Genomic DNA, 18,931 nt, shown 5'->3' with positions numbered 1-18,931 from the left:
CCGACATCCCCATGCTTGAACCCAAACATCACGCGCTGCTGGACGAAGCCGCGCGGCGCGGCCTGGCCTCGGCCGACGATATCGGACTGTGCTTTCAGCTGTTGTCGCTGGCCAATGCCATCGACCGCGATTGCGCGGCGCGCCTGGCGCCCCGGCAATTGTCGGAAGGCAAGTTCGTGCTGCTGTTTCTGTTGCACGAGCAGACCGATGGCTTGTCGCCGCATCAGTTGGCGGACGGGGCGGGCGTTACGCGCGCCACCATCACGGGCCTGCTCGATGGCTTGGCGCGGGACGGCTACGTGCAGCGCCAGGCGGGCCAGGGCGACCGCCGCAAGATCATGGTGACCTTGACCCCCAAGGGCAAGACGGCGGCGGCGCAGTTGTTCGACGAGCACACGGCCTGGATCGCGTCGCTGTTCGGCAAGTTGAGCGCGGCGGACAAGACACAACTAAGCGGATTGCTGGCACGCGTCTGGCGCGGCACCGATGCCGGCCGCGCCACTATCGCGCAGAGGCGGTCATGAGGACAGCCAAACCAGCCGCCGCCAAATCACGCACCGCCAGATCACCCACCGCCAACATGCCCACCGCCAAAAAATCACCCACCGCCAAACCCAGCGGGCGTGGCGTCAAGGACATCCCCGCCGCGCGACTGGCGCAACTGAATGCGGGCGCGCCAGCCACGACGCTGACCGAATGCCTGGCGGTGGATTTCGCGGCGCTGATGCAGGCGGCGGCGCCGCAAGCCGGGCCCGAGGCCATCGCGCGGATGCAGGCGCAGGCGGCGCTGGGAATTTCCAAACGCATGGCGCTGGCCGCCGAACTTCTGGTGCAAGCATTGGGCGCCGATTGCGAAGCGCAGCTTGCCGCGCATGCGTCCGACACCGTGCGCGGCTGGGCCTGCTTCGTCATCGGCGCAGTGCCGGACTTGCCCTTGCGCGCGCGGCTTGAGCGGATCCGCCCCTTGGCCGACGATGCGCATTTCGGCGTGCGCGAATGGGCATGGCTGGCGGTGCGCCCGCGCCTGACGGCTGATCTGCCGGCGGCCATTCAGGCATTGCACCCCTGGACGCAAGACCCTTCCGAGCGCGTGCGCCGCTATGCCAGCGAATGCCTGCGCCCGCGCGGTGTCTGGTGCGCGCACATCGCGGCGCTAAAAGCCGACCCCGCCATGGCGCTGCCCTTGCTGGAGCCGTTGCGCGCGGACCCCTCGGTGTATGTGCAGGACTCGGTGGCGAACTGGTTGAACGACGCCAGCAAAGACCAGCCCGACTGGGTGCGGGAGGTCTGCGCGCGATGGCTGGCGGGCAAGCCAGGCGCTGCCACCGAACGCATCTGTCAGCGCGCGTTGCGCTCGATCGGGGCGTAGCAGAGGGGGCAGCGCTGATGAGTCAAAGCTGATGAATCAAAGCTGATGAGTCAGAGCTGACTCATTCCCCCATCCACGATGATCTCGGTGCCCACGATGAACGCGGATTCCGGCGCGGCCAGGTGCAGCACGGTCGACGCCAATTCTTGTGGCGTGCCAAAGCGGCCCAGCGGGATCTGCGCCTGGATGCCGGCGGCGGTCTTCTCCAGGGTTTCCGCGTCCAGGCCCAGCTTGCCGTAGATGGGGGTGGAGATCGGGCCGGGGCTGACCACGTTCACGCGGATGCCGCGCGGCAATAGTTCCGCCGACAAGGTCTTGGCCAATGAGATCAGCGCGGCCTTGCTGGCGCCGTAGATGCTGGATGCCGGCATGCCGATGTGGGCGCTGATGGACCCATTCAGCACGATGGACGCGCCTGGGTTCAGCAGCGGGTCCAGCGCTTGCAACTGAAAGAACACGCCCTTGCTATTGGTGTTGAAGGTTTGGTCCCAAAGGTCTTCGGTGGATTCGGCCAAGGTGGCGAACTTGGCGATGCCGGCGTTGAAGAAGACGGCGTCCAGGCGCACGTCCGCGTCTTTCAGTGCTTGTGCCAGCGCGGCGGCGGCGCCCGGCGCGCCCGCCACATTGCGGATCGCCAGCGCATTGCCGCCCAGGGCGCCGCGCGTGGTTTCCAACGCGGCTTCGTCGCGCCCCGTGACGATGACGCGGGCGCCTTCGGCCGCAAACGCCTGCGCTGCCGCCAGCCCAATGCCGCTGGTGCCGCCGGTGACCAATACGGTCTTGTGTTCAAAACGGTTCATGGTGATCTCCTTGGGAGTCGTTCGATAAGGTGTAGCCATGTTGCGCCAGGGCTGGCGCTTTGTCGTACGATCTTTCGCATGAACACGTTCGAAGGAATCGCACATGTTGTCGGTCAATGAACTGACGCTGCTGGAAGCCATCCGGGACAGCGGCAGCCTGTCCCGCGCGGCGGTGAAACTGGGCCGCGCGCCGTCGTCGGTATCTCACGCGGCGCGCCAACTGGAAGAACGATTCGACGCCTTGCTGTTTGATCGTCGCCGCTATCGACTGCAATTGACGCCAGCCGGCCAGTTGCTGGCCGATGAAGCCGCCCGCCTGATGCAGGACGTGTCGCGGTTGACGCAGCGGGTCAAGCAGGTGGCCAACGGGTGGGAAGACCGTCTGCTCATCGTCAGCGACGAAATTCTGGAATTCGAATTGATGCTGCCCTTGATCCGCGCGTTTGATCGCCTGGAGTCCGGGGTAAGCCTGCGCTTGACGCAAGAGGTGTTGGGCGGCACCTGGGAAGCGCTGCGCGAAGGCCGGGCGGATCTTATCGTGGGGGCGACGAACGAACCTCAGTCTATGCCCAATCTGCAGTGGGCGGAATTGGGGGCGATGGAATGGTTGTTCGCGGTGTCGCCCCGCCATCCGCTGGCCAAGCTGAAAACACCCTTGCGGCAAGACCAGATTCAGCAGCATCGCGCCGTGGTGGTCGCGGACACATCGCGCGGCGCGGCGGCGCGCGGCTACGGCCGCGTGGGCGGGCAGGCGGTGCTGGCCGTGCCCAGCATGCGCGCCAAGATTCTGGCGCAGCGCGACGGGCTGGGCGTGGGCTGGGTGCCGCGCCATCGCGTGGCGTCGTTGCTGGCGCGCGGCGAATTGGTGGAAAAAACCACCGAGACCCCGCGTGAACCCAACTTGCTTTACCTAGCGTGGCGCGGGGGCCACGAAGGGCGCGCGCTGACGTGGTGGTTGGAGCAGTTGCGCCAACCGAAGATGGCGCAGGCGTTGATGCGCGGCGTGGATGCGTTTCGCTGAACGGCGCGGCGAGCTGCGACGGCAACGCTTGCGGCAAGATGGCGCGCGTCAGGAATTACGTACCGCTGGCAAGTCCTTCGGCCGCCAACGCCGCCCGCACGCTGGGCCGCTCGCCGATGCGGGCCATGTAGTCCGCCAGGGCAGGCCAGCGCGTCAGGCTGATGTCGAAGAACGCGGCCCAGCGCAAGACCGTGTACAGGTAGGCGTCGGCCACGCCGAAGCGGTCGTCGACCAGATAGGAATGCGGCTGCAAGGCGCCCGCCACATAGTCCAGCCGTTTTTCCAACCTCGCCTGCCACCACTGGCGTGCAGCGGGCGGCAGCGCGCGGTTGAACAGCGGGCCAAAGCCGCCATGGATTTCGGTGCTGATGAAGTTCAGCCATTCCTGCAAGCGGCTGCGTTCCCACGTGCCGTTGGCCGGCGCCAATCCGGCTTCCGGCTTCAAGTCGGCCAGGTACTGCACGATGGCCGGCCCCTCGGTCAGCACCTGCCCGTTGTCACGTTGCAGGGCGGCGACGTAGCCCTTGGGGTTGATCGCCAGGAAATCGCCGCCGTCTTCCGTGCGCTTGGTCTGGTTGTTCACGCGCACCAGCGTGAAAGGTAGGCCCAGTTCGCGCAGCACGATGTGTGGCGATAGGGAGCAGGTGTCGGGGGCGTAATACAGCTTCATCGGTCACTCCTGATTCAACAAGGCGTTCAGCTTGAGCCCGCCCGAGGCATGCGTAAAATTACTTCTTCAAAAATGTGAAATAAGAAGAGCTAATGCCATGATGAACCTGATGCATTGGCGCCTGGTGCTGGCGGTGGCCGACGCCGGCAACATCACGCACGCGGCGGCCGAGGTGGGCATGACCCAGTCTGGCGCCAGCCAGGCCATCGCCAACCTGGAGGACACGCTGGGTGCACCGCTCTTCACCCGCGAACGCCGGCAGACGCTGCCAACCGCATTGGGGCTGCGCGTGGCGGATGAAGCGCGCGCCATGCTGGATGCGCTGCGACGCATACAGGATATGGCGCAAGACGCGCGCGGCGCGGCGCGCGGCACCTTGCGGCTGGCCAGTTTTCCGATGGTGTTCTCGACGATTCTGCCGCCCGTGTTGCGGCGCTTTCGGCAATTGCATCCGGCCATCGATGTCGTGTCCCTGGAAGCCAGCGATGACGAAGTCGAAACGCTGCTGGCGGCCAACACCGTGGATGTGGGCGTGGTGCTGAACGCCGCGCCCGACCGGCACGTGTGCCCGCTTGGCGAGGATGAATGGTTGGCCGTGCTGCCCGCCACGCATCCGCTGGCGCGCGCCGGCAACGCCATCGATCTGGCCGAGCTTGCCCGGCAGCCATTCGTGCTGGCCACGGGCGGATGCAGCGTGCATGCGCAAAGCGTGGCGAATGGCGAGGGCGTGACGATCACGGACGTGCGCGCCACAGTGCGCGACTGGAGCAGCGCGTTTGCGCTGGTGCGCGAAGGCGTGGGTGTGTCGCTGGTGCCCGCGCTGACCTTGCCTGAGAACCGTCGCGGCTTGCGTGTGCTGCGACTGGCCGCGCCGCTGTACCGGTCGTTCGGGTTGGCAGCGTCAGCGCAGTCGGCGGACAGCGCGCCGGTTCAGGCTATGTTTGCGATGTTGCAGCGGCAAGCGCCAGGCGGCATTGGGCGCACACCCTGACCCTGTGCCTGTGTGTTTCATGCATGGGCGGATTGGTGCATGCTTACGGCTGATCAGCGATTGGGCAGCAGGCGATCAAGCCGCGCCCAACTCGCCGGCACGAATTCCCATCGCGGCAGACGCCGCGCACAACAGTCCAAAGGACAGGTATGGAAGAGACAACGCAAGACGCGACCATGAACTGGCCGCAGTTGGTGGACGACCTGAACAAGCTGCTGCGCTTGAAGACCACGGTCATCGGCATGAAGCTGTTCGAGAACGAAGCGGACATGGCCGGCGTGAAGGGCTTGCGTCGACCGCAGGCCACGCACACCACCGACCAGATCGTCGGCATGGCGGCGCGGCTAGGCTGGACGGTGGGCATCACGGGCGATGATCTTGTCGGGTCGCAATGCCGCGCGGTGATAGGTCTTGGCCCGCAGGACGAAGCCTGGAAAAGCGGCAAGGACTACGTGGGCGTGTGGCATGCCACTGAAGCCGACGCGCGTGCACGCCAGGAAGCGCTGTCCTGTGTGCCGGCGGGCAAGTACCGGGGCTTGGTGGTGTCGCCGCTGGCCTCGGGCCGGCTGAACCCGCCCGACATCTGCCTGGTGTATGCCACGCCGGGGCAGATGATCATTCTTATCAATGGCTTGCAGTGGAAGAACTATCGGCGCTTTGACTTCAGCGTGGTGGGCGAAACCGCCTGTGCGGATTCCTGGGGACGGGCGCTTGCCACGGGCGAACCGAGCTTGTCCTTGCCCTGTTTCGCCGAACGCCGCTACGGCGGTGTGCCCGATGAAGAAATGCTGATGGCGTTGCCACCGCGCTATCTGCCGATTGCCATCGAGGGCATGAAGGCCTTGGCCGCCAATGGCTTGCGCTATCCGATCCCGCCCTATGGCATTCAGAATGACGTGCGCGCGGGTATGGGGGTGAGCTATGCGCAAGCGCCCGCGCGGGGGGATCGCAAGGCCTAGAAGGCGATAGGTGTCGCAGGCGGAGCTTGCGGCTTGGCGCGTAGGCGCGATGCTTAGGCGCAATACGTAGGCGCAATACGTAGGCGCAATGCTTAGGCGCAATGCTTAGGCGCTGGCCCTCAGCGCTTCCGCAAACGCGCGCGCGGCCGGACCCAGCGGCATGTCGATGCGGTGCGCCAGGTACGTCTCGGTGGCGACCTGGCTGCCGCGTCCCAGGCTGTGCGTGGGCAGGCGCACTAACCTGCCTTCGGCCAGGTCGCGCTCCACTTGCCAGAGCGGCAGTCGGCCCCAACCCAGGCCCGCCACAATCAAGGCATGCTTGGTGTCCTGGCCGCTGACGCGGCAGGTTTGTGGCGACAGCACCGCAAAGTCGCGCCCCTCGCTCAAGCTGGACGGATCGGACTGCACAATCTGCAAATGGTCGGCCAATTCCGGCGCGCCCAGCGCGGTGTTGCTGGCTGCGTGCCGCGCCAGTGGATGGCCGGCGCTCACGACCGCCACCATCTGCACCGACGACAAGGCCTGCACGGTGATGCGCGGATGGCGAAAATGTTCGCCCGCAATGATGCCCAGCGTATGGCTGCCCGACAGCAAGGCATCAATCGGCCCGCCCAGCGGCAAGACCGCCACGCGCGTGGCCACCATGGGATACAAGTCGCGCATGGTCTTTAGCGCCGAGCCCACCGTGGCGATGGGAAACAGGGTATCCACCACCAGCGAAAGCTCTAGTTCGACTCCCGTGCCCATGCCTTGCGCCCGCGCGCGCATGGCGTCCACGCGCAGCAGAATGTCGCGGGCATTGGCCAGCAGCGCCTGGCCTTGCGGGGTCATCACTGGGCGATGACCGGCGCGGTCGAACAGCGTCACGCCCAACTGCTGTTCCATATTGGCGATGGCGTGGCTGACGGCCGATTGCACGCGCGACAGGCGTCGGGCGGCGGCGCGAAAGCTGCCGGCGTCCGCCACGGCGGCGAACACGCGCAATTGGTCCAGGGTCAGGGCGTCTATCATCGGGCGGGCTGGTCGATTCAGTGATCTATTTTGTCGATCATTTTTATCGAAAATTTATCACTTCTCAAGATCGCTTCCAGCGGGCATGCTGGCGACCATCGCATGGGTATCGAGGCAGCAATGAATCAGGGTGAAACCCGTTGGACCGGGGTGCTGGCTATTGTGGGCGCCGGCGTGGTGGCGTCGTTGCAGGTGGGCAAGGTGATCATCGCCGCGCCCTTGTTGCGCCAGGACTTGGGCCTGGACCTGGCGTCGATCGGCACGCTGACCGCGGTGTTTTCTCTCTTGGGTGTGGTGGGCGGTATTGCCGCCGGCGGCGTGATCGCGCGTTTTGGCGCGCGGCGCATGCTGCTGCTGGGCTTGCTGGCCACGGCGCTGGGCACGGCCATGGGCGCCATGGCGCCCAGCTACGGGCTGCTGCTGGCGTCCCGCGTCGTCGAGGGTCTGGGCTTCCTGATGATTACGGTAGCCGGCCCCGCCGCCTTGCAGCGCATGGTGTCGGCATCCGGCCGGGATTTCGCCTTTGCGCTCTGGAGCTGCTACATGCCGACCGGCATGGCCGTCGCGATGCTGGCCTCGCAGGCGTTTGACCACTGGCAGGCCTATTGGTGGTGCGCCGGCGCGGCGGTGGTCGTGGCGCTGGCAAGCGTGGCGGCGTTGGTGCCCGCGGGGGAATCCACGGCCTCGGCATCGCTGTCCTGGCGCGGCATGCGGCAGGACACGGTCGATACGCTGGGCGCGGCCGGGCCGGTATTGCTGGCCCTGTCGTTCACGCTTTACAGCCTGATGTTCTTCGCGCTGTTCACCTTCCTGCCGGTGCTGCTGATGGAACAACTGGGCCTGACCCTGGCGCAAGCCGGCCTGTACAGCGCCATCGCCAGCGCCGCCAACATCATCGGCAATCTGGGCGCGGGCGTGCTGCTGGCGCGCGGCTGGCGGCGATCCACCCTGATCGCCTGCGCCAGCGCCACGATGGGCCTGGTGGCACTGCTGATCTTCCAATCCGTGTTGCCGGCCATGCCGACCTTCCTGCTGTGCGTGCTGTTCTCGGCGGTGGGCGGCCTGATACCCGCCACTTTGCTGGGCACCGCGCCGCTGGTCGCGCCACGCCCCGCGCTGACGGCGGCCTCGGTCGGGCTGGTGATGCAGGGCAGCAACCTGGGCCAGGTGATCGGGCCGGTCACCGTGGGCGGGGTGATAGACCGCTACGGCTGGGGTGCGGCGTCATATGTGGTGCTGGCGGCGGCGCTGGGGGGCTTGGTGATTGCCGCCGGTCTACGGCGGGTTCGGGCGGCCCGGCTATAGCGGCGCGGGCACCGGCACCGGCTTGACGCGCACCGCGCGCAGCACGCCCACCATCAGGCACGCGATGCCAACCAAGGTCAGCGGTTGCGGCATGGTGCCGCGCAGAATGAAGGCGTAGGCCAGCGCGGCCAGTGTTTCAAAGACGATAAGCTGGCCGGCCAGGGCGGTGGGCAAGCGTTGGCTGGCCTCGTTCCAGCACAGCGTGCCCAGCCAGGACGCGAACAGGCCGATGGCGATCATCAGGCCCAGGAATACGTCGGGGCGCGGTCCCAGCGGCATGTCGAAGGGGCTGCCGGTAGCGGCCATGCCACCCCACAGCACGGCGTAGCCCACCAGCGCCAACGGCAAGGTGGCCACGCCCTGCGCGGTGGCCCAGGTGCTGGGGCTGCGGTCGGGGTGCGCCCGCAGCCAATCGGCGTTTCGCAGGGGATACCAGGTCCAGCAGGCGACGGCGGCCAGCGCTAGCAGGGCGCCCACGGCGTAGCGCGACAAGTCGGCATCGGCGTCCTGGCGCAGCGCTTGCAGCTCAACCTGGTTGACGCAACCAATGCCCAGCGCAATCAGAGCCAACGAGGGCGCCAGCCGTTTCCATGGCAGCTTGCCGTCGCGGCGCGCGTTGCGCAGGTTGGCGCAAACGGCAATCACGACCGGCAGCGTGCCGATGATCATCGTGGGCACGGGGCCGCCCGCGCGCTGGATGGCGCTGGCCAGGCACAGGTAGTACAGCAGGTTGCCGATGGCGGCCAGTTTCAGCGCCTCGATCCAGTCGGCGCGGCGCAACTGCCGTAGCCGATTGCGGTCCAGCCACGCCAGCGGCAGCGCGATCAGGCCAAACGCCAGGTAGCGCGCCACCGATTGCAGCGCGGCCGGGTATTCCGGCAGCAACAACGGCCCCACGAACACCAGCCCCCACATCAGGCCGGCGGCCAGCGCGTAAAGGGTTCCTGCCCACATGCCATGCTCCTGCGTATCAATGCGGGCAGTCTAGCGGCGCGAGCGGGGCCAATCTTGTACCAGATTGCGGTGTGGTGAGCTTACGTCCGATCCTGCTTCTGGTTGGCGGTGTGGTCGGGCCTACCCGCGCACCTGCTTCTGATAGCGGGCGGGCGTGACGCCGTAGCGGCGCGAAAACGCCCGCGTCAGGTGCGCCTGGTCGGTCAGGCCGGCCGCCAGCGCCGCCTGAGCGGGCGGGATGCCCGCAGCCAACAGCCGCTTGGCTTCAAACAGGCGCAAGGCCATCAGCATCTGCTGGGGCGTGGCGTGGTAGTGCGATTGAAAGCGACGCAGGAAATGAAAGGGGCTCAGCCCCGCCACCGCCGCCAGCTCATCCAGCGTGAGGCGGCGCGACAGGTTCGCGCGCAGGTAGTCGACGACGGGGGAAAAACGAGGCGCGCCCTCGGATGGCGCATCGCGCGGCACCTGGGCGTGGCGGCGGAATTCACTGAGCAGCGTGTAGAGTGCGCTGTCGAAAGCCAGCGGTTCGCGCGCCTGCCATAAGGTGTCGAGCAGGGCGGTGACGCGCTGTGCGCTGGCGACGTCATGGCCGACGGCCGTGTCGAACCACCACCCGGCTTCGCCTGATACACGCGCCACCACGTCGGGGTCGATGTACACCATGCGATAGCGCCAGCCGCCTTCCGTTTCGGCGCGGCCGGTGTGCAGTTCGTCGGGGTTCATCAGCACGACCGAGCCGGACGGCGCCAGGTGATCGGCGCCCCGATAGCGAAACCGCTCGACGCCGGATTCGATGGCGCCCAGCCCATAAGCTTCGTGCGTGTGCGGTTCGAAGGCGTGGCGGATGATGTGGGCGCGGTACAGCTCCACGCCGGGCTGATGCGCCGCGCGGCGAAATTCGGCGCGGTCGTTGGGATGGTCAAACTCGGCCGGCACGCCCGTCAAGACGGAAGCGCCGGCATCGGCGTCGGAATCGGATAAGGCGGCAGGCAGGGAACCCATGCGTGGAATTTAATCCACCTACGCCTGCATCGCCTGGGCGCGCGCCAGCAGCAGTTCGCGTTCGCGGGCGTTGCGGGTCATGCCGGCCGCGCGCTCGAATTCTGTACGTGCTTCGGCGTTGCGCCCCAGCTTGGCCAGCAGGTCGCCGCGCACGCTGGGCAGCCAGTGGTAGTTGGCCAGGGCGGGCTCGCTTGCCAGCGCGTCGACCAGGTCCAAGCCCGCCTGCGGCCCGAACGCCATACCCACGGCCACCGCGCGGTTCAACGCCACCACGGGCGAGGGCGTCAATTGCACCAGCGCGTCGTAAAGCGCCACGATGCGTGGCCAGTCGGTGTCGGGCGGCGTTGCTGCGCGCGCGTGGCAAGCGGCCAGTTCAGCTTGCAAGACATAGGGGCCAGGCGGCCCGCCTAGCGCGGCGGCGCGGGTCAGTGCGGCCAAGCCGCGCCGGATCAGCAAGGGGTCCCAACGGGCACGGTCCTGATCCATCAACAGCACCGGCTTGCCGTCGGCATCCGTGCGCGCATGCAGGCGCGAGGCTTGCAGTTCCATCAGCGCCACCAGACCGTGCACTTCCGCATCGTCAGGGGTGAGTTCGGCCAGAATGCGGCCTAGTCGCAAGGCTTCGTCGCACAGCGCCGGGCGCATCCAATCGTCGCCGGACGTCGCCGAATAGCCTTCGTTGAAAATCAGGTAGATGACTTCCAGCACGGACGCCAGGCGCGCGGCGCGGTCCTTGGCATCGGGCACTTCAAACGGCACATTCGCGGCGGTCAAGCTGCGCTTGGCGCGCACGATGCGCTGGGCAATGGTGGATTCCGATGCCAGAAACGCACGGGCGATCTCGACGGTGGACAGCCCGCCCAGCAGGCGCAGCGTCAACGCCACCCTGGCATCGGTGGACAGCACCGGATGGCAGGCGGTGAACACCAGGCGCAGCAGGTCGTCGCCGATGTCGTCCTGCCGTGCGGCGTCCAGCGCGTCGACAAAGTCGGGCTCTACGTCCGCGTGCAAGGCTTCAAGTTCGTGGCCGATCTGCTCGTGCTTGCGGGTGTGCAGCGCATCCAGCCGCAAGCGGTCGCGGGCACGGTTCTTTGCGGTGGTCATCAGCCAGGCTCCCGGGTTGTCCGGCACGCCGGTCTGCGGCCAGCGTTCCAGGGCGGTCACCAGCGCGTCCTGCGCCAGTTCTTCGGCCAGCCCGACGTCGCGCACCAGGCGCGCAACGCCGGCGATGACGCTGGCGGCCTCGATCCGCCAGACCGCCTCGATGGCACGATGCGTGGCCGCCTGCGTCATGCCGCGGGAACCTCGCCGGGCGCCATGTGGACCAATTCCCAGATGTGGCCGTCCAGGTCTTCGAAGCCATGCGCGTACATGAAGCCGTGGTCTTGCGGCTCGCGCGGCACGGTGCCGCCGGCGGCCCGCGCGCGGGCGACCAGATCGTCGACTTCGGCGCGGCTTTCGCAAGACAGGCAGATCAGGACTTCGGTTGCCTCTTTGGCGTCCACCAGCGGTTTGCCGGTAAAGCCCTGGAAGAAGTCACGCGTCAGCAGCATGGCGTAGATGTCATCGCTGATGACCATGCAGGCGCCTTGCTCGTTGGTGAAATCGGGGTTGAAGGTGAAACCCAGCTTTTTGAAGAAGTCCTGCGACTTCTGCATATCGTTGATGGCGATGTTGACGAAAATCTGCTTGTGCATGGCCTTGTCTCCTGAATATCAGTGGCTGGCGCTGGGCATGTCGCGAAAGCGTTCCACTTGCTGGCTGGGTTCGAAGTCGTCCAGTTCGTACAACTGGCGCACTTCGATGGCGCAGTTTTGGCCGGGGAAGGGTTGCGGAAAGCGCATCGCCCATTGCATGGCTTCTTCGCGCGAGCGCACCTGAATCAGGGTGTAGCCCGCGATCAGTTCCTTGGTTTCCGCGAAAGGACCGTCCACCACCTGGCGTTGGCCGTCCGCGTATTGCACGCGCCAGCCTTGGGATGTGGGCTTCAAGCCATTGGCGTCCAGCAGCACGCCAGCCTTGACCAGCGCTTCGTGGTAGGTCGCCATCGCGGCAAGCAGGCTGTCGTCCGGCATCAGGCCGGCTTCGCTATCGGGCGTGGCCCGCACAATCATCATGAAACGCATCCGAGTCTCTCCTTGGATTGGGACTTCGCCGCCCGATCCGGGGTGAATCTTCGGGGGCTTGTAGGGGGACGACGAATGGAAGACGGTCAGATCGACAGCAATGTCGCGAAACCAGGGTAATTACTAGTGCGGTGGATGCGCGCCCCAAGGGTTGATGACGGAAACCCCGGCGGCTTCAAAGGGCGCCACGTCCCGGGTCGCGACGCTCATGCCGTGCGCGGCGGCGGTGGCGGCAATGTAGCCGTCTGGCCCGCCGATGGCCTGGCCCGAGGCCCGCGCACGCGCCATCAGCGCGGCGTACTCCAGGCTGGCGGCGGTATCGAAAGCCAGGATGCGCCCAGCAAACAAGGCCAGGACGCGCTGTTCCAGGTCTGCATGCAAGGCGTCGCGCCGTTTGCCCACCGGCATGCAGGCCACGCCAAAGCGCAATTCAGCGACGGTGACGGCGGAAAGAAACAAGGTTTCCAGGGGCTGCCGGTCTATCCATTCGATGACGGCGTCGGCGGGCGCCTGGCGCAGCGGCTCCGAGATGACATTGGTGTCCAGCAGAATCATTCAAACCTCGGTGGGGCGGCGGGCGCCTTGTCGCGTTGGTCGAACAAGGCGGCTTCCTCGTCGGTGAGCTTGGCCTGGCGGCCGATCTGCGCAAGCAACGAGCCCAGCTTGACGCGCCCTTCAGGCTTGACGGCGTCTTCAAGAATGGCGCGGACCTCGGCTTCGGTGCTTCGGCCATGCTGGGCGGCGCGCACGCGCAGGGCGCGGTGCACTTCTTCAGAGATATTTCTCACAGTCAACATAGGCATGATGCGGGTGCTCCCGATGCATTCAGTGAAGGCATTCTAGGAATATGCCGTCACTTGTGCAACCCGCGTTGCGGTGGGTGGCCAGGAGCCGGCCATGCTTCTACATAAAGCAGGGCCCAAGTTCGCGGACTTCTACGGTTGCCCATTGGGCGGCGGGGCATTCGGCGGCTAGCGCCAGCGCCTCTTCGCGGGTGTCGCAGGTCAACAGAAAGAATCCGCCGATCATTTCCTTGGCTTCGGCGAATGGCCCGTCCATTAGCGACCGTTCGCCGCCGCGGATTTGCAGGCGGACGCTTTCGGATTCCGATTTCAATGATTCGGCGCTGACGAGCAGGCCACGGCTTTTCAGGCCTTCGGCGTAGCGCACCATCTGCGCGTAGGCCTCGCGGCCCTCGTCGGGCGTGCGCTGGGCGCGCTGGCCTACCGGTTCAACGATCAACAACATATAGGACATGGCGTTTCCTGGTTCGAGCGGTGGGGCAATTGGGCGAAGCTTACCGCCCTTGCCCAGCACCCCGCCAGCCTGACCGTGACGCCTTTATCCACCCTGGGGCGACACAAGCCACGCGCTGATTGTTGTGATGTCGCCCGCACTCAGCGTTGCGGGGTTGCCCGTTCAGGACCGCGCCGGTGCCGTGTCCGCCTGGGGCGTCGACGGCTCGGCGGGCGCCTGCGCCTTCTTCGTGGGCGCCTGTTTCGGCGCGATGTCCATGATCAGCTCGACACGGCGGTTGGCGGCCCGGCCGGCCGGGGTGTCGTTGGATTCGATCGGGCGCGTTTCCGCATAGCCCACCGCGCGCAGGCGGTCGGGGGACACGCCGTCGCGCACCAGTTCACGCAGCACGCTGGTGGCGCGGCTGGTCGACAGTTCCCAGTTAGAGGCGAACTGGCGCGTCTGGATCGGCACCGGGTCGCTGTGGCCTTCCACGGACACCGGGTGCCCGTTCTTGTTCAGAATGGTCGCCAGGCGCTTGATCACGTCCAGGCCGGACGGGCTGAGGGTGGCCTGACCCGAGGGGAACAGCAATTCGTTGCTGATCCGAAAGCTCACGGATTGTTCGTTGATGATCACATCCACCGACTTGCCCAGATCGTCCAGTCCCAGAGATTCCTTGGACGGCGCGACCAGCGGCGGGGCGGCGTCGGCCACCTTCACGCCGTCTTCGACCGGCGCGGCCTCGGCACTCTGGACGGCAGTTGCCGGGGGCGCGGGCGGTTCGGCCCAACTGGCGGGGATGGCGACGGCGTCGAATTCCGAATATTCACCGTCGTACTTGGGCAAGCCGGCGGTCGCCAGCGTGCCGACCAGTTCGATGGGTTTGTCAGAGGCTTCAGCGCCCAGGCCATGCAGGCGCGACACCGCCAGCATCACGACCAGCATCGCCAGCAGCAGGGTGATCAGGTCCAGGTAGCTCAGCAGCCAGTTCTCGGCGTCCTGCTCAACCGTTTCTTCGACGTGCCAGCGGGCGTAGCGGTCCTTGCGGTCGGTCTTGCTGGGCCGCCAGGCGTTCGTGTCCGCGGCTTTCTGGGCGCGCAGTTGGGCCTGGCGGGCCAGTTCGATCCGCTGCGCCAGGGAAGGGGAAATCAGGCTCATTGACGCGTGGCGGCTGGGCGGCTGATGGAGACGGGGGCGTTGGCGCCAGCCTGGCCGCCCTTGGCGGGGCCCTTGGCCGGAGCGGCCGCCTTGGCTTTGGACGCGGGCGCGGCCGCCACGCCGCCGTCGTAGATTTCGTCTTCGATGTGCAGCACGAAGGAATTCAGCGTTTCGCGCACCACGGCCGGGCCGCGCTTTTCGCACATCATCGAAATGCCTTGCAGCACCATGTTCATGGATTCCACGCGGCGCGCGGTGCGGCGTTCAAGCTTCAGCGCGATCGGCTTGCAGATCAGGTTGGCCAGCAAAATGCCGTAGAACGTGGTCATCAGACCCACGGCCAGGTGCTGGCCGATTGTGGTCATGCTGCCGTCGCCCAGCACCGCCATCATGTTGATCAAGGCGATCAGCGTGCCCAGCATGCCGAAGGCCGGTGCGAACGTGGCCATGACGCGGAACATCTGCGCTTCGGCCTGCTCGCGGGCGCGCAGTCGGGCCACGCGCCATTGCAGCACTTCAATGATCTGGTCTTCGGGCGTGTTGTCGATGATCAACTGCACGCCGGTGCGCAGGAAGGGGTTCGACACCTTCTTGAGCTCCTGCTCGACCTTGTGGACGTCGGTGTTCATCCACAGTTGCGCCATCGTCGCCAGTTCTTCGATGTCGCGCTGCTGGTCGTGCTGATCATTACGGAACACCGTGCGGACCAGCTTGAAGATCCGCAGCACTTCCGACAGCGGGTAGGCGATGAACAGCGCGGCGCAGGTGCCGCCCAGCACGATGGCCAGACCCGGCAGGTTGACGTACATGCTGGCGTTGGTGGCGGACAGCGCCACGACGATAACAAGGGTAAGCAGGCCGACGGCGGCGCCGATGAGGGTAGACGGATTCATGGATCTTGCCCGAAGGGGATGGCACGCCGAGCCGGAATGCCGGATTTTCGGGAATTCTAGCCAGCGCGCGTCCAAGTCAATCCGCCGGAAAGCGGGGCGAAAGGGCCGGTAAGCGCCGGCTTAGGCAAGTCGTCAGGAAGGCGGTCGGGGCGTCAGAAACGGGGCCAGGTCATGTCGCCGCGCGGATGAAATTGTGCGGCTGCTCGGGTAGGGATGGGGGACCAAAGCCGGATATGTATATCATGAGCGCTATCTGGCGGCCCGAAGTACGTGGCCGCCTCGCTTTGGAGAAGAATATGACTACCCCCAACGAAAACGTCAGCATGGCGCTTTTCTGCGACTTCGAGAACGTGGCGCTGGGTGTGCGGGACACCAAATACCAGAAATTCGACATCCGGCCCGTGCTGGAACGCCTGTTGCTCAAGGGCAGCATCGTCGTCAAGAAAGCCTATTGCGACTGGGAACGCTACAAGGAATTCAAGGCCCCCATGCACGAGGCCAATTTCGAGCTGATCGAAATTCCGCACGTGCGCCAATCGGGCAAGAATTCGGCCGACATCCGGCTGGTCGTGGACGCGCTGGACTTCTGCTATACCAAGTCGCACGTCAATACCTTCGTGATCATCAGCGGCGATTCCGACTTTTCGCCCCTGGTGTCCAAGCTGCGCGAGAACAACAAGAAGGTGATCGGCGTCGGCGTGAAGCAATCCACGTCCGACCTGCTGATTGCCAACTGCGACGAATTCATCTTCTATGACGACCTGGCGCGCGAAGGCCAGCGCACCGCCGACGCCCGCCGCGACAACCGTGGCGGCGCCGCTGCCGGCACCGGCCAGCGCCGCACGCCGGACGAAGAGCGCCGCCGCAAGGAAGAGCTGGAAGCGCGCAAGACCCAGGCCGTGGACATGGTCGTCGAGACCTTCGAGGCGCTGATGGCCGAACGCGGCGACAGCGGCAAGATCTGGGCGTCGGCATTGAAAGATGCGTTGAAGCGCCGCAAGCCGGATTTCAACGAGTCGTACTACGGCTTTCGCGCCTTTGGCAACCTGCTGGACGAAGCCCAGTCGCGCGGCTTCCTGGAAGTGGGCCGCGAAGAGAAGTCTGGCACCTATGTGTATCGCGACAGCATTGATGGCGCGCCGGAAGTGAACCGCGCGGGCGGCCAGGGTAGGTCTCGTTCCGGGCAGGGCCGACAGTCGGCCGAGGCGGCGCAGGTGGATGTTGACGATACCCAAGCTGGCGCGGAGCAGGAAGAAACCAGCTCCCGGCCTGCCCGTAGATCACGCGGCGGCCGCAAGTCGGGCGGATCCGGCCGAGGCGCCAACCACGCGGTTGAGCAAGGCGCGGGCGAAGCGGCGGTCGCCGCGCCGTCTGACGCTGCGCCGGACGCGCAGGCGGCGGTTCTGGTCGCAGCACCCGAGGGTGTGCAGGATCGGGCGCAAGAGCGGACCCGAGAGCGGCGGACCCAAGAGCGGACCCAAGAGGGCGCATTTACGCCGGCCACTGCGCCGGCCACTACGGCAGCCACTACGGCAGCCACTACGCCGCCCGTATCGTTCCAGGGCGCAGCCCAGGCCGAACGCCAGGCGAACCAGCAAGCCCAGGTCGACAAGCAAGCCGAGGCCGACGAGGAAACCGCCAAGGCGCTTGCTCGGGAAGTCGCCAAACTGGAGTCCATGCGCGCGGATGCCCTGGCGCGCGCTCAAGCGCCCAAGCCTGTCCAGCCGTCGCGCCTGCCGCCCATGCCGACGCCCTTGCCGCAAGCGCGCCAGCCGCTGCCTGCCGTGAATATCGCGGAATGGACGTTCGTTGAGCCCCCCGCGGAGACGCGCCGCGAGGCAGCCGACAAGGCGCCCGCCAAAGTGGCCGACCCGTTCGCAGGCGCAAATGCCAGGCCGGCGGCAGAACCTGCTCCTGCTCCCGCTCCGGCAGCCCCGGCCAAGCGCGCCCGTGCCGCCAGCAAGACCACGAAGGCCAAGTCGGCTGAATCGGACGCGGGTCGCGCTGCCCGGGCCGTGACAACGGAATCGGTGGCGACCAAGTCCACGGCTAAGGGAGCGACGGCAACGAAACCGTCGGCAACCGAAGCGGCGGCATCGGCACCGGCTGCTGAACCGCAGGCCGAGGCGCCTGCCAAGCCTGCCCGCAAGACCGCGTCGCGTACCCGCAGCCCTCGCAAGACGGCGGCCAAGGAATCCTGATCGGGTTTACAGCACCGGGCCGCGAAAGCGGCCCGGCGTGATTCCGAATTCGCGTTTGAACATGGCGATGAATGCGCTGATGTTGTCGTAGCCCAGTTCCAACGCCACCGTCGTAACGGCACTCCCCGCCGCCAGCATTTCCTGCGCCCGCATCAGGCGGGCCTGCTGCCGCCATGCGCCCAGGGGCAGGCCGGTTTCCGCCAGGAAACGGCGCGCCAAAGTGCGCGGCGCCATGCCGACCTGCGCCGCCCAGGCATCCAATGACCGGGTGTCCGAGGGGTGATCCGAAATAGATACCGCCAGCCGTTGCAAGCGTGGGTCGTCAGGCAGAATCAGCGCCTGGCCTGCCGGGGGTAGCGTGCGTATTTCGTCCCGAATCAGTTCTTGCACGCGGATGCGCGCGGCGACGGTCTCATTGCCATTCCACGATGCGGCGCGGTCCACGGCAGCCAGCAGCAAGGCTGATGTTTGCAGCACATGGGCAGTGGTGGGCAAGCCCGCGCAGGCCGCAGGACTCAGGTAGGCGCTATAGCCCGCGTACGGCCCGTGCGATCTCAACCCATGGGGCTGGTCGGGCGGAATCCACACGGCATGGGCGGCCGGCACCACCCATTGCCGCGCGCCCGCATACACCGTCAGCAAGCCTCGATAGGCGCCCAGCAATTGGCCGCGCGCATGCTGGTGCATGGCGGTGTCGCGCAGCAGGCCGTCGTCGCGGCGCACGGCGATGAGCGCCGGGCCGCGAGTCGATTGGGCCTGTTCGGGGGGCAGCAAGGGAGTCGTCATATCAACAGGTGGCAGGCGACGATGGCAGAAACACGGTATTCATTGGCCAAAACCCCGCAGTAACGCCAACGTGATGCCGCTATCGTAACGCTTGTGCCTCACTATCAGGAGCCAAGCATGCAAGCCAAAGACATATTGCCGGACGGCATGAACCACAGTGAATTCAACGGCGTGCCGGTGCGCAAGGGCACCGTGGGCGCGTTTCTGGCGAACGCGCGCGTATGCACCGATGCCAATGCATCGCCAGAGGCGGTGGCCGCAGCGCGGCGCGACATTCAAGATGCGCTGCCAGCCCTGCACGCGCTGGGTTTGTTCGACGTGTTGGAACTGCGTGACCCTGGCTTGCGGGCCTGGATACACGCGTTGATGTCGGGGCGTGACTGACGCGCGTGCTTGCTGGTCTATGATTCAGGGCTGCTAATTTCCAAGCCCAGCCCAGTTTGATT

Annotated in this window: 22 protein-coding genes; 8 read left to right on the top strand and 14 right to left on the bottom strand. The window is 66.3% G+C overall.

All coding sequences use genetic code 11. From position 1 onward, the window contains the following. Window positions 1-11 precede the first annotated feature (11 nt). Both ELS24_RS16845 and ELS24_RS16840 read left to right on the top strand, forming a co-directional pair. Window positions 12-524 (top strand): MarR family winged helix-turn-helix transcriptional regulator, encoded by a 513-nt coding sequence (locus ELS24_RS16845; protein ID WP_205736911.1) that lies wholly within the window; start codon window positions 12-14, stop codon window positions 522-524. 56 nt (window positions 525-580) lie between these two features. After that, window positions 581-1,369, top strand: a complete 789-nt coding sequence (locus ELS24_RS16840) for a HEAT repeat domain-containing protein (RefSeq protein ID WP_127186371.1) — start codon at window positions 581-583, stop codon at window positions 1,367-1,369. Between the two features lie 50 nt (window positions 1,370-1,419). Here the strand turns inward: ELS24_RS16840 and ELS24_RS16835 are convergent, their stop codons facing one another. Further along, window positions 1,420-2,169, bottom strand: coding sequence for an SDR family oxidoreductase (locus ELS24_RS16835; RefSeq protein WP_050446648.1), 750 nt, complete (start codon window positions 2,167-2,169; stop codon window positions 1,420-1,422). 103 nt (window positions 2,170-2,272) lie between these two features. Between ELS24_RS16835 and ELS24_RS16830 the strand changes: the two genes are divergently transcribed. Next, the gene (locus tag ELS24_RS16830) at window positions 2,273-3,190 is read left to right on the top strand and encodes a LysR substrate-binding domain-containing protein (RefSeq protein ID WP_050446647.1); all 918 of its coding nucleotides are present in this window, start codon (window positions 2,273-2,275) and stop codon (window positions 3,188-3,190) included. 55 nt (window positions 3,191-3,245) lie between these two features. On the opposite strand, the gene gstA is transcribed toward ELS24_RS16830, so the two are convergent. Beyond that, complete coding sequence (gene gstA, locus ELS24_RS16825; protein ID WP_050446646.1) at window positions 3,246-3,860, bottom strand: glutathione transferase GstA; 615 nt, start codon at window positions 3,858-3,860, stop codon at window positions 3,246-3,248. A 97-nt stretch (window positions 3,861-3,957) separates the two neighbouring features. Between gstA and ELS24_RS16820 the strand changes: the two genes are divergently transcribed. After that, window positions 3,958-4,851 carry a LysR family transcriptional regulator gene (locus ELS24_RS16820; protein WP_127184770.1) on the top strand — a complete coding sequence of 298 codons (894 nt, stop codon included), beginning with the start codon at window positions 3,958-3,960 and terminating at the stop codon, window positions 4,849-4,851. 149 nt (window positions 4,852-5,000) lie between these two features. Further along, the gene (locus tag ELS24_RS16815; protein ID WP_127184769.1) at window positions 5,001-5,810 is read left to right on the top strand and encodes a DUF169 domain-containing protein; all 810 of its coding nucleotides are present in this window, start codon (window positions 5,001-5,003) and stop codon (window positions 5,808-5,810) included. Window positions 5,811-5,915: 105 nt separating this feature from the next. Here the strand turns inward: ELS24_RS16815 and ELS24_RS16810 are convergent, their stop codons facing one another. Continuing rightward, on the bottom strand, window positions 5,916-6,821 hold the full coding sequence (locus tag ELS24_RS16810) for a LysR family transcriptional regulator (RefSeq protein WP_127184768.1): 906 nt from the start codon (window positions 6,819-6,821) through the stop codon (window positions 5,916-5,918). Window positions 6,822-6,941: 120 nt separating this feature from the next. Here ELS24_RS16810 and ELS24_RS16805 point away from each other — a divergent pair, with 120 nt between their 5' ends. Beyond that, the gene (locus tag ELS24_RS16805; RefSeq protein ID WP_127184767.1) at window positions 6,942-8,126 is read left to right on the top strand and encodes a CynX/NimT family MFS transporter; all 1,185 of its coding nucleotides are present in this window, start codon (window positions 6,942-6,944) and stop codon (window positions 8,124-8,126) included. Here ELS24_RS16805 and ELS24_RS16800 read toward each other — a convergent pair. The 10 genes from ELS24_RS16800 to ELS24_RS16755 form a co-directional block, all read right to left on the bottom strand. Continuing rightward, on the bottom strand, window positions 8,121-9,080 hold the full coding sequence (locus ELS24_RS16800) for a DMT family transporter (RefSeq protein WP_127184766.1): 960 nt from the start codon (window positions 9,078-9,080) through the stop codon (window positions 8,121-8,123). The two genes, ELS24_RS16805 and ELS24_RS16800, sit on opposite strands and share 6 nt — an antisense overlap. Window positions 9,081-9,200: 120 nt before the next feature. Beyond that, window positions 9,201-10,082 carry an AraC family transcriptional regulator gene (locus tag ELS24_RS16795; RefSeq protein WP_240669322.1) on the bottom strand — a complete coding sequence of 294 codons (882 nt, stop codon included), beginning with the start codon at window positions 10,080-10,082 and terminating at the stop codon, window positions 9,201-9,203. An 18-nt stretch (window positions 10,083-10,100) separates the two neighbouring features. Continuing rightward, complete coding sequence (locus tag ELS24_RS16790; RefSeq protein WP_127184765.1) at window positions 10,101-11,375, bottom strand: RNA polymerase sigma factor; 1,275 nt, start codon at window positions 11,373-11,375, stop codon at window positions 10,101-10,103. Then, window positions 11,372-11,779 (bottom strand): VOC family protein, encoded by a 408-nt coding sequence (locus tag ELS24_RS16785; protein ID WP_127184764.1) that lies wholly within the window; start codon window positions 11,777-11,779, stop codon window positions 11,372-11,374. Before ELS24_RS16785 ends, ELS24_RS16790 begins: the two co-directional genes overlap by 4 nt. Before the next feature lie 18 nt (window positions 11,780-11,797). Next, window positions 11,798-12,208 (bottom strand): YciI family protein, encoded by a 411-nt coding sequence (locus ELS24_RS16780; RefSeq protein WP_050446638.1) that lies wholly within the window; start codon window positions 12,206-12,208, stop codon window positions 11,798-11,800. 123 nt (window positions 12,209-12,331) lie between these two features. Beyond that, window positions 12,332-12,763 carry a type II toxin-antitoxin system VapC family toxin gene (locus ELS24_RS16775; RefSeq protein WP_050446637.1) on the bottom strand — a complete coding sequence of 144 codons (432 nt, stop codon included), beginning with the start codon at window positions 12,761-12,763 and terminating at the stop codon, window positions 12,332-12,334. Continuing rightward, the gene (locus ELS24_RS16770) at window positions 12,760-13,011 is read right to left on the bottom strand and encodes a FitA-like ribbon-helix-helix domain-containing protein (protein ID WP_127184763.1); all 252 of its coding nucleotides are present in this window, start codon (window positions 13,009-13,011) and stop codon (window positions 12,760-12,762) included. The genes ELS24_RS16775 and ELS24_RS16770 overlap by 4 nt, the downstream gene beginning before the upstream one ends. A 100-nt stretch (window positions 13,012-13,111) precedes the next feature. After that, window positions 13,112-13,465 carry a YciI family protein gene (locus ELS24_RS16765; RefSeq protein ID WP_127184762.1) on the bottom strand — a complete coding sequence of 118 codons (354 nt, stop codon included), beginning with the start codon at window positions 13,463-13,465 and terminating at the stop codon, window positions 13,112-13,114. A gap of 162 nt (window positions 13,466-13,627) precedes the next feature. Then, window positions 13,628-14,605 (bottom strand): OmpA/MotB family protein, encoded by a 978-nt coding sequence (locus ELS24_RS16760; protein ID WP_127184761.1) that lies wholly within the window; start codon window positions 14,603-14,605, stop codon window positions 13,628-13,630. Further along, window positions 14,602-15,498: a motility protein A gene (locus tag ELS24_RS16755; RefSeq protein ID WP_127184760.1), complete on the bottom strand. Its 897-nt coding sequence runs from the start codon at window positions 15,496-15,498 to the stop codon at window positions 14,602-14,604. Before ELS24_RS16755 ends, ELS24_RS16760 begins: the two co-directional genes overlap by 4 nt. Window positions 15,499-15,794: 296 nt before the next feature. On the opposite strand from ELS24_RS16755, the gene ELS24_RS16750 reads away from it, so the two are divergent. Then, the gene (locus tag ELS24_RS16750; RefSeq protein ID WP_127184759.1) at window positions 15,795-17,699 is read left to right on the top strand and encodes an NYN domain-containing protein; all 1,905 of its coding nucleotides are present in this window, start codon (window positions 15,795-15,797) and stop codon (window positions 17,697-17,699) included. 6 nt (window positions 17,700-17,705) lie between these two features. Here the strand turns inward: ELS24_RS16750 and ELS24_RS16745 are convergent, their stop codons facing one another. Further along, a complete protein-coding gene (locus tag ELS24_RS16745) occupies window positions 17,706-18,485 on the bottom strand; it encodes an AraC family transcriptional regulator (protein ID WP_127184758.1) in 780 nt (259 codons plus the stop codon). A 117-nt stretch (window positions 18,486-18,602) separates the two neighbouring features. Between ELS24_RS16745 and ELS24_RS16740 the strand changes: the two genes are divergently transcribed. Then, a complete protein-coding gene (locus tag ELS24_RS16740; protein WP_127184757.1) occupies window positions 18,603-18,869 on the top strand; it encodes a hypothetical protein in 267 nt (88 codons plus the stop codon). Window positions 18,870-18,931 lie beyond the last annotated feature (62 nt).

The sequence above is a fragment of the Achromobacter spanius genome (assembly GCF_003994415.1).
GTDB lineage: Bacteria > Pseudomonadota > Gammaproteobacteria > Burkholderiales > Burkholderiaceae_B > Achromobacter > Achromobacter spanius_C.
Note: the sequence above shows the minus strand (reverse complement) of the source record. Positions and strands in the feature narration are given on the sequence as shown.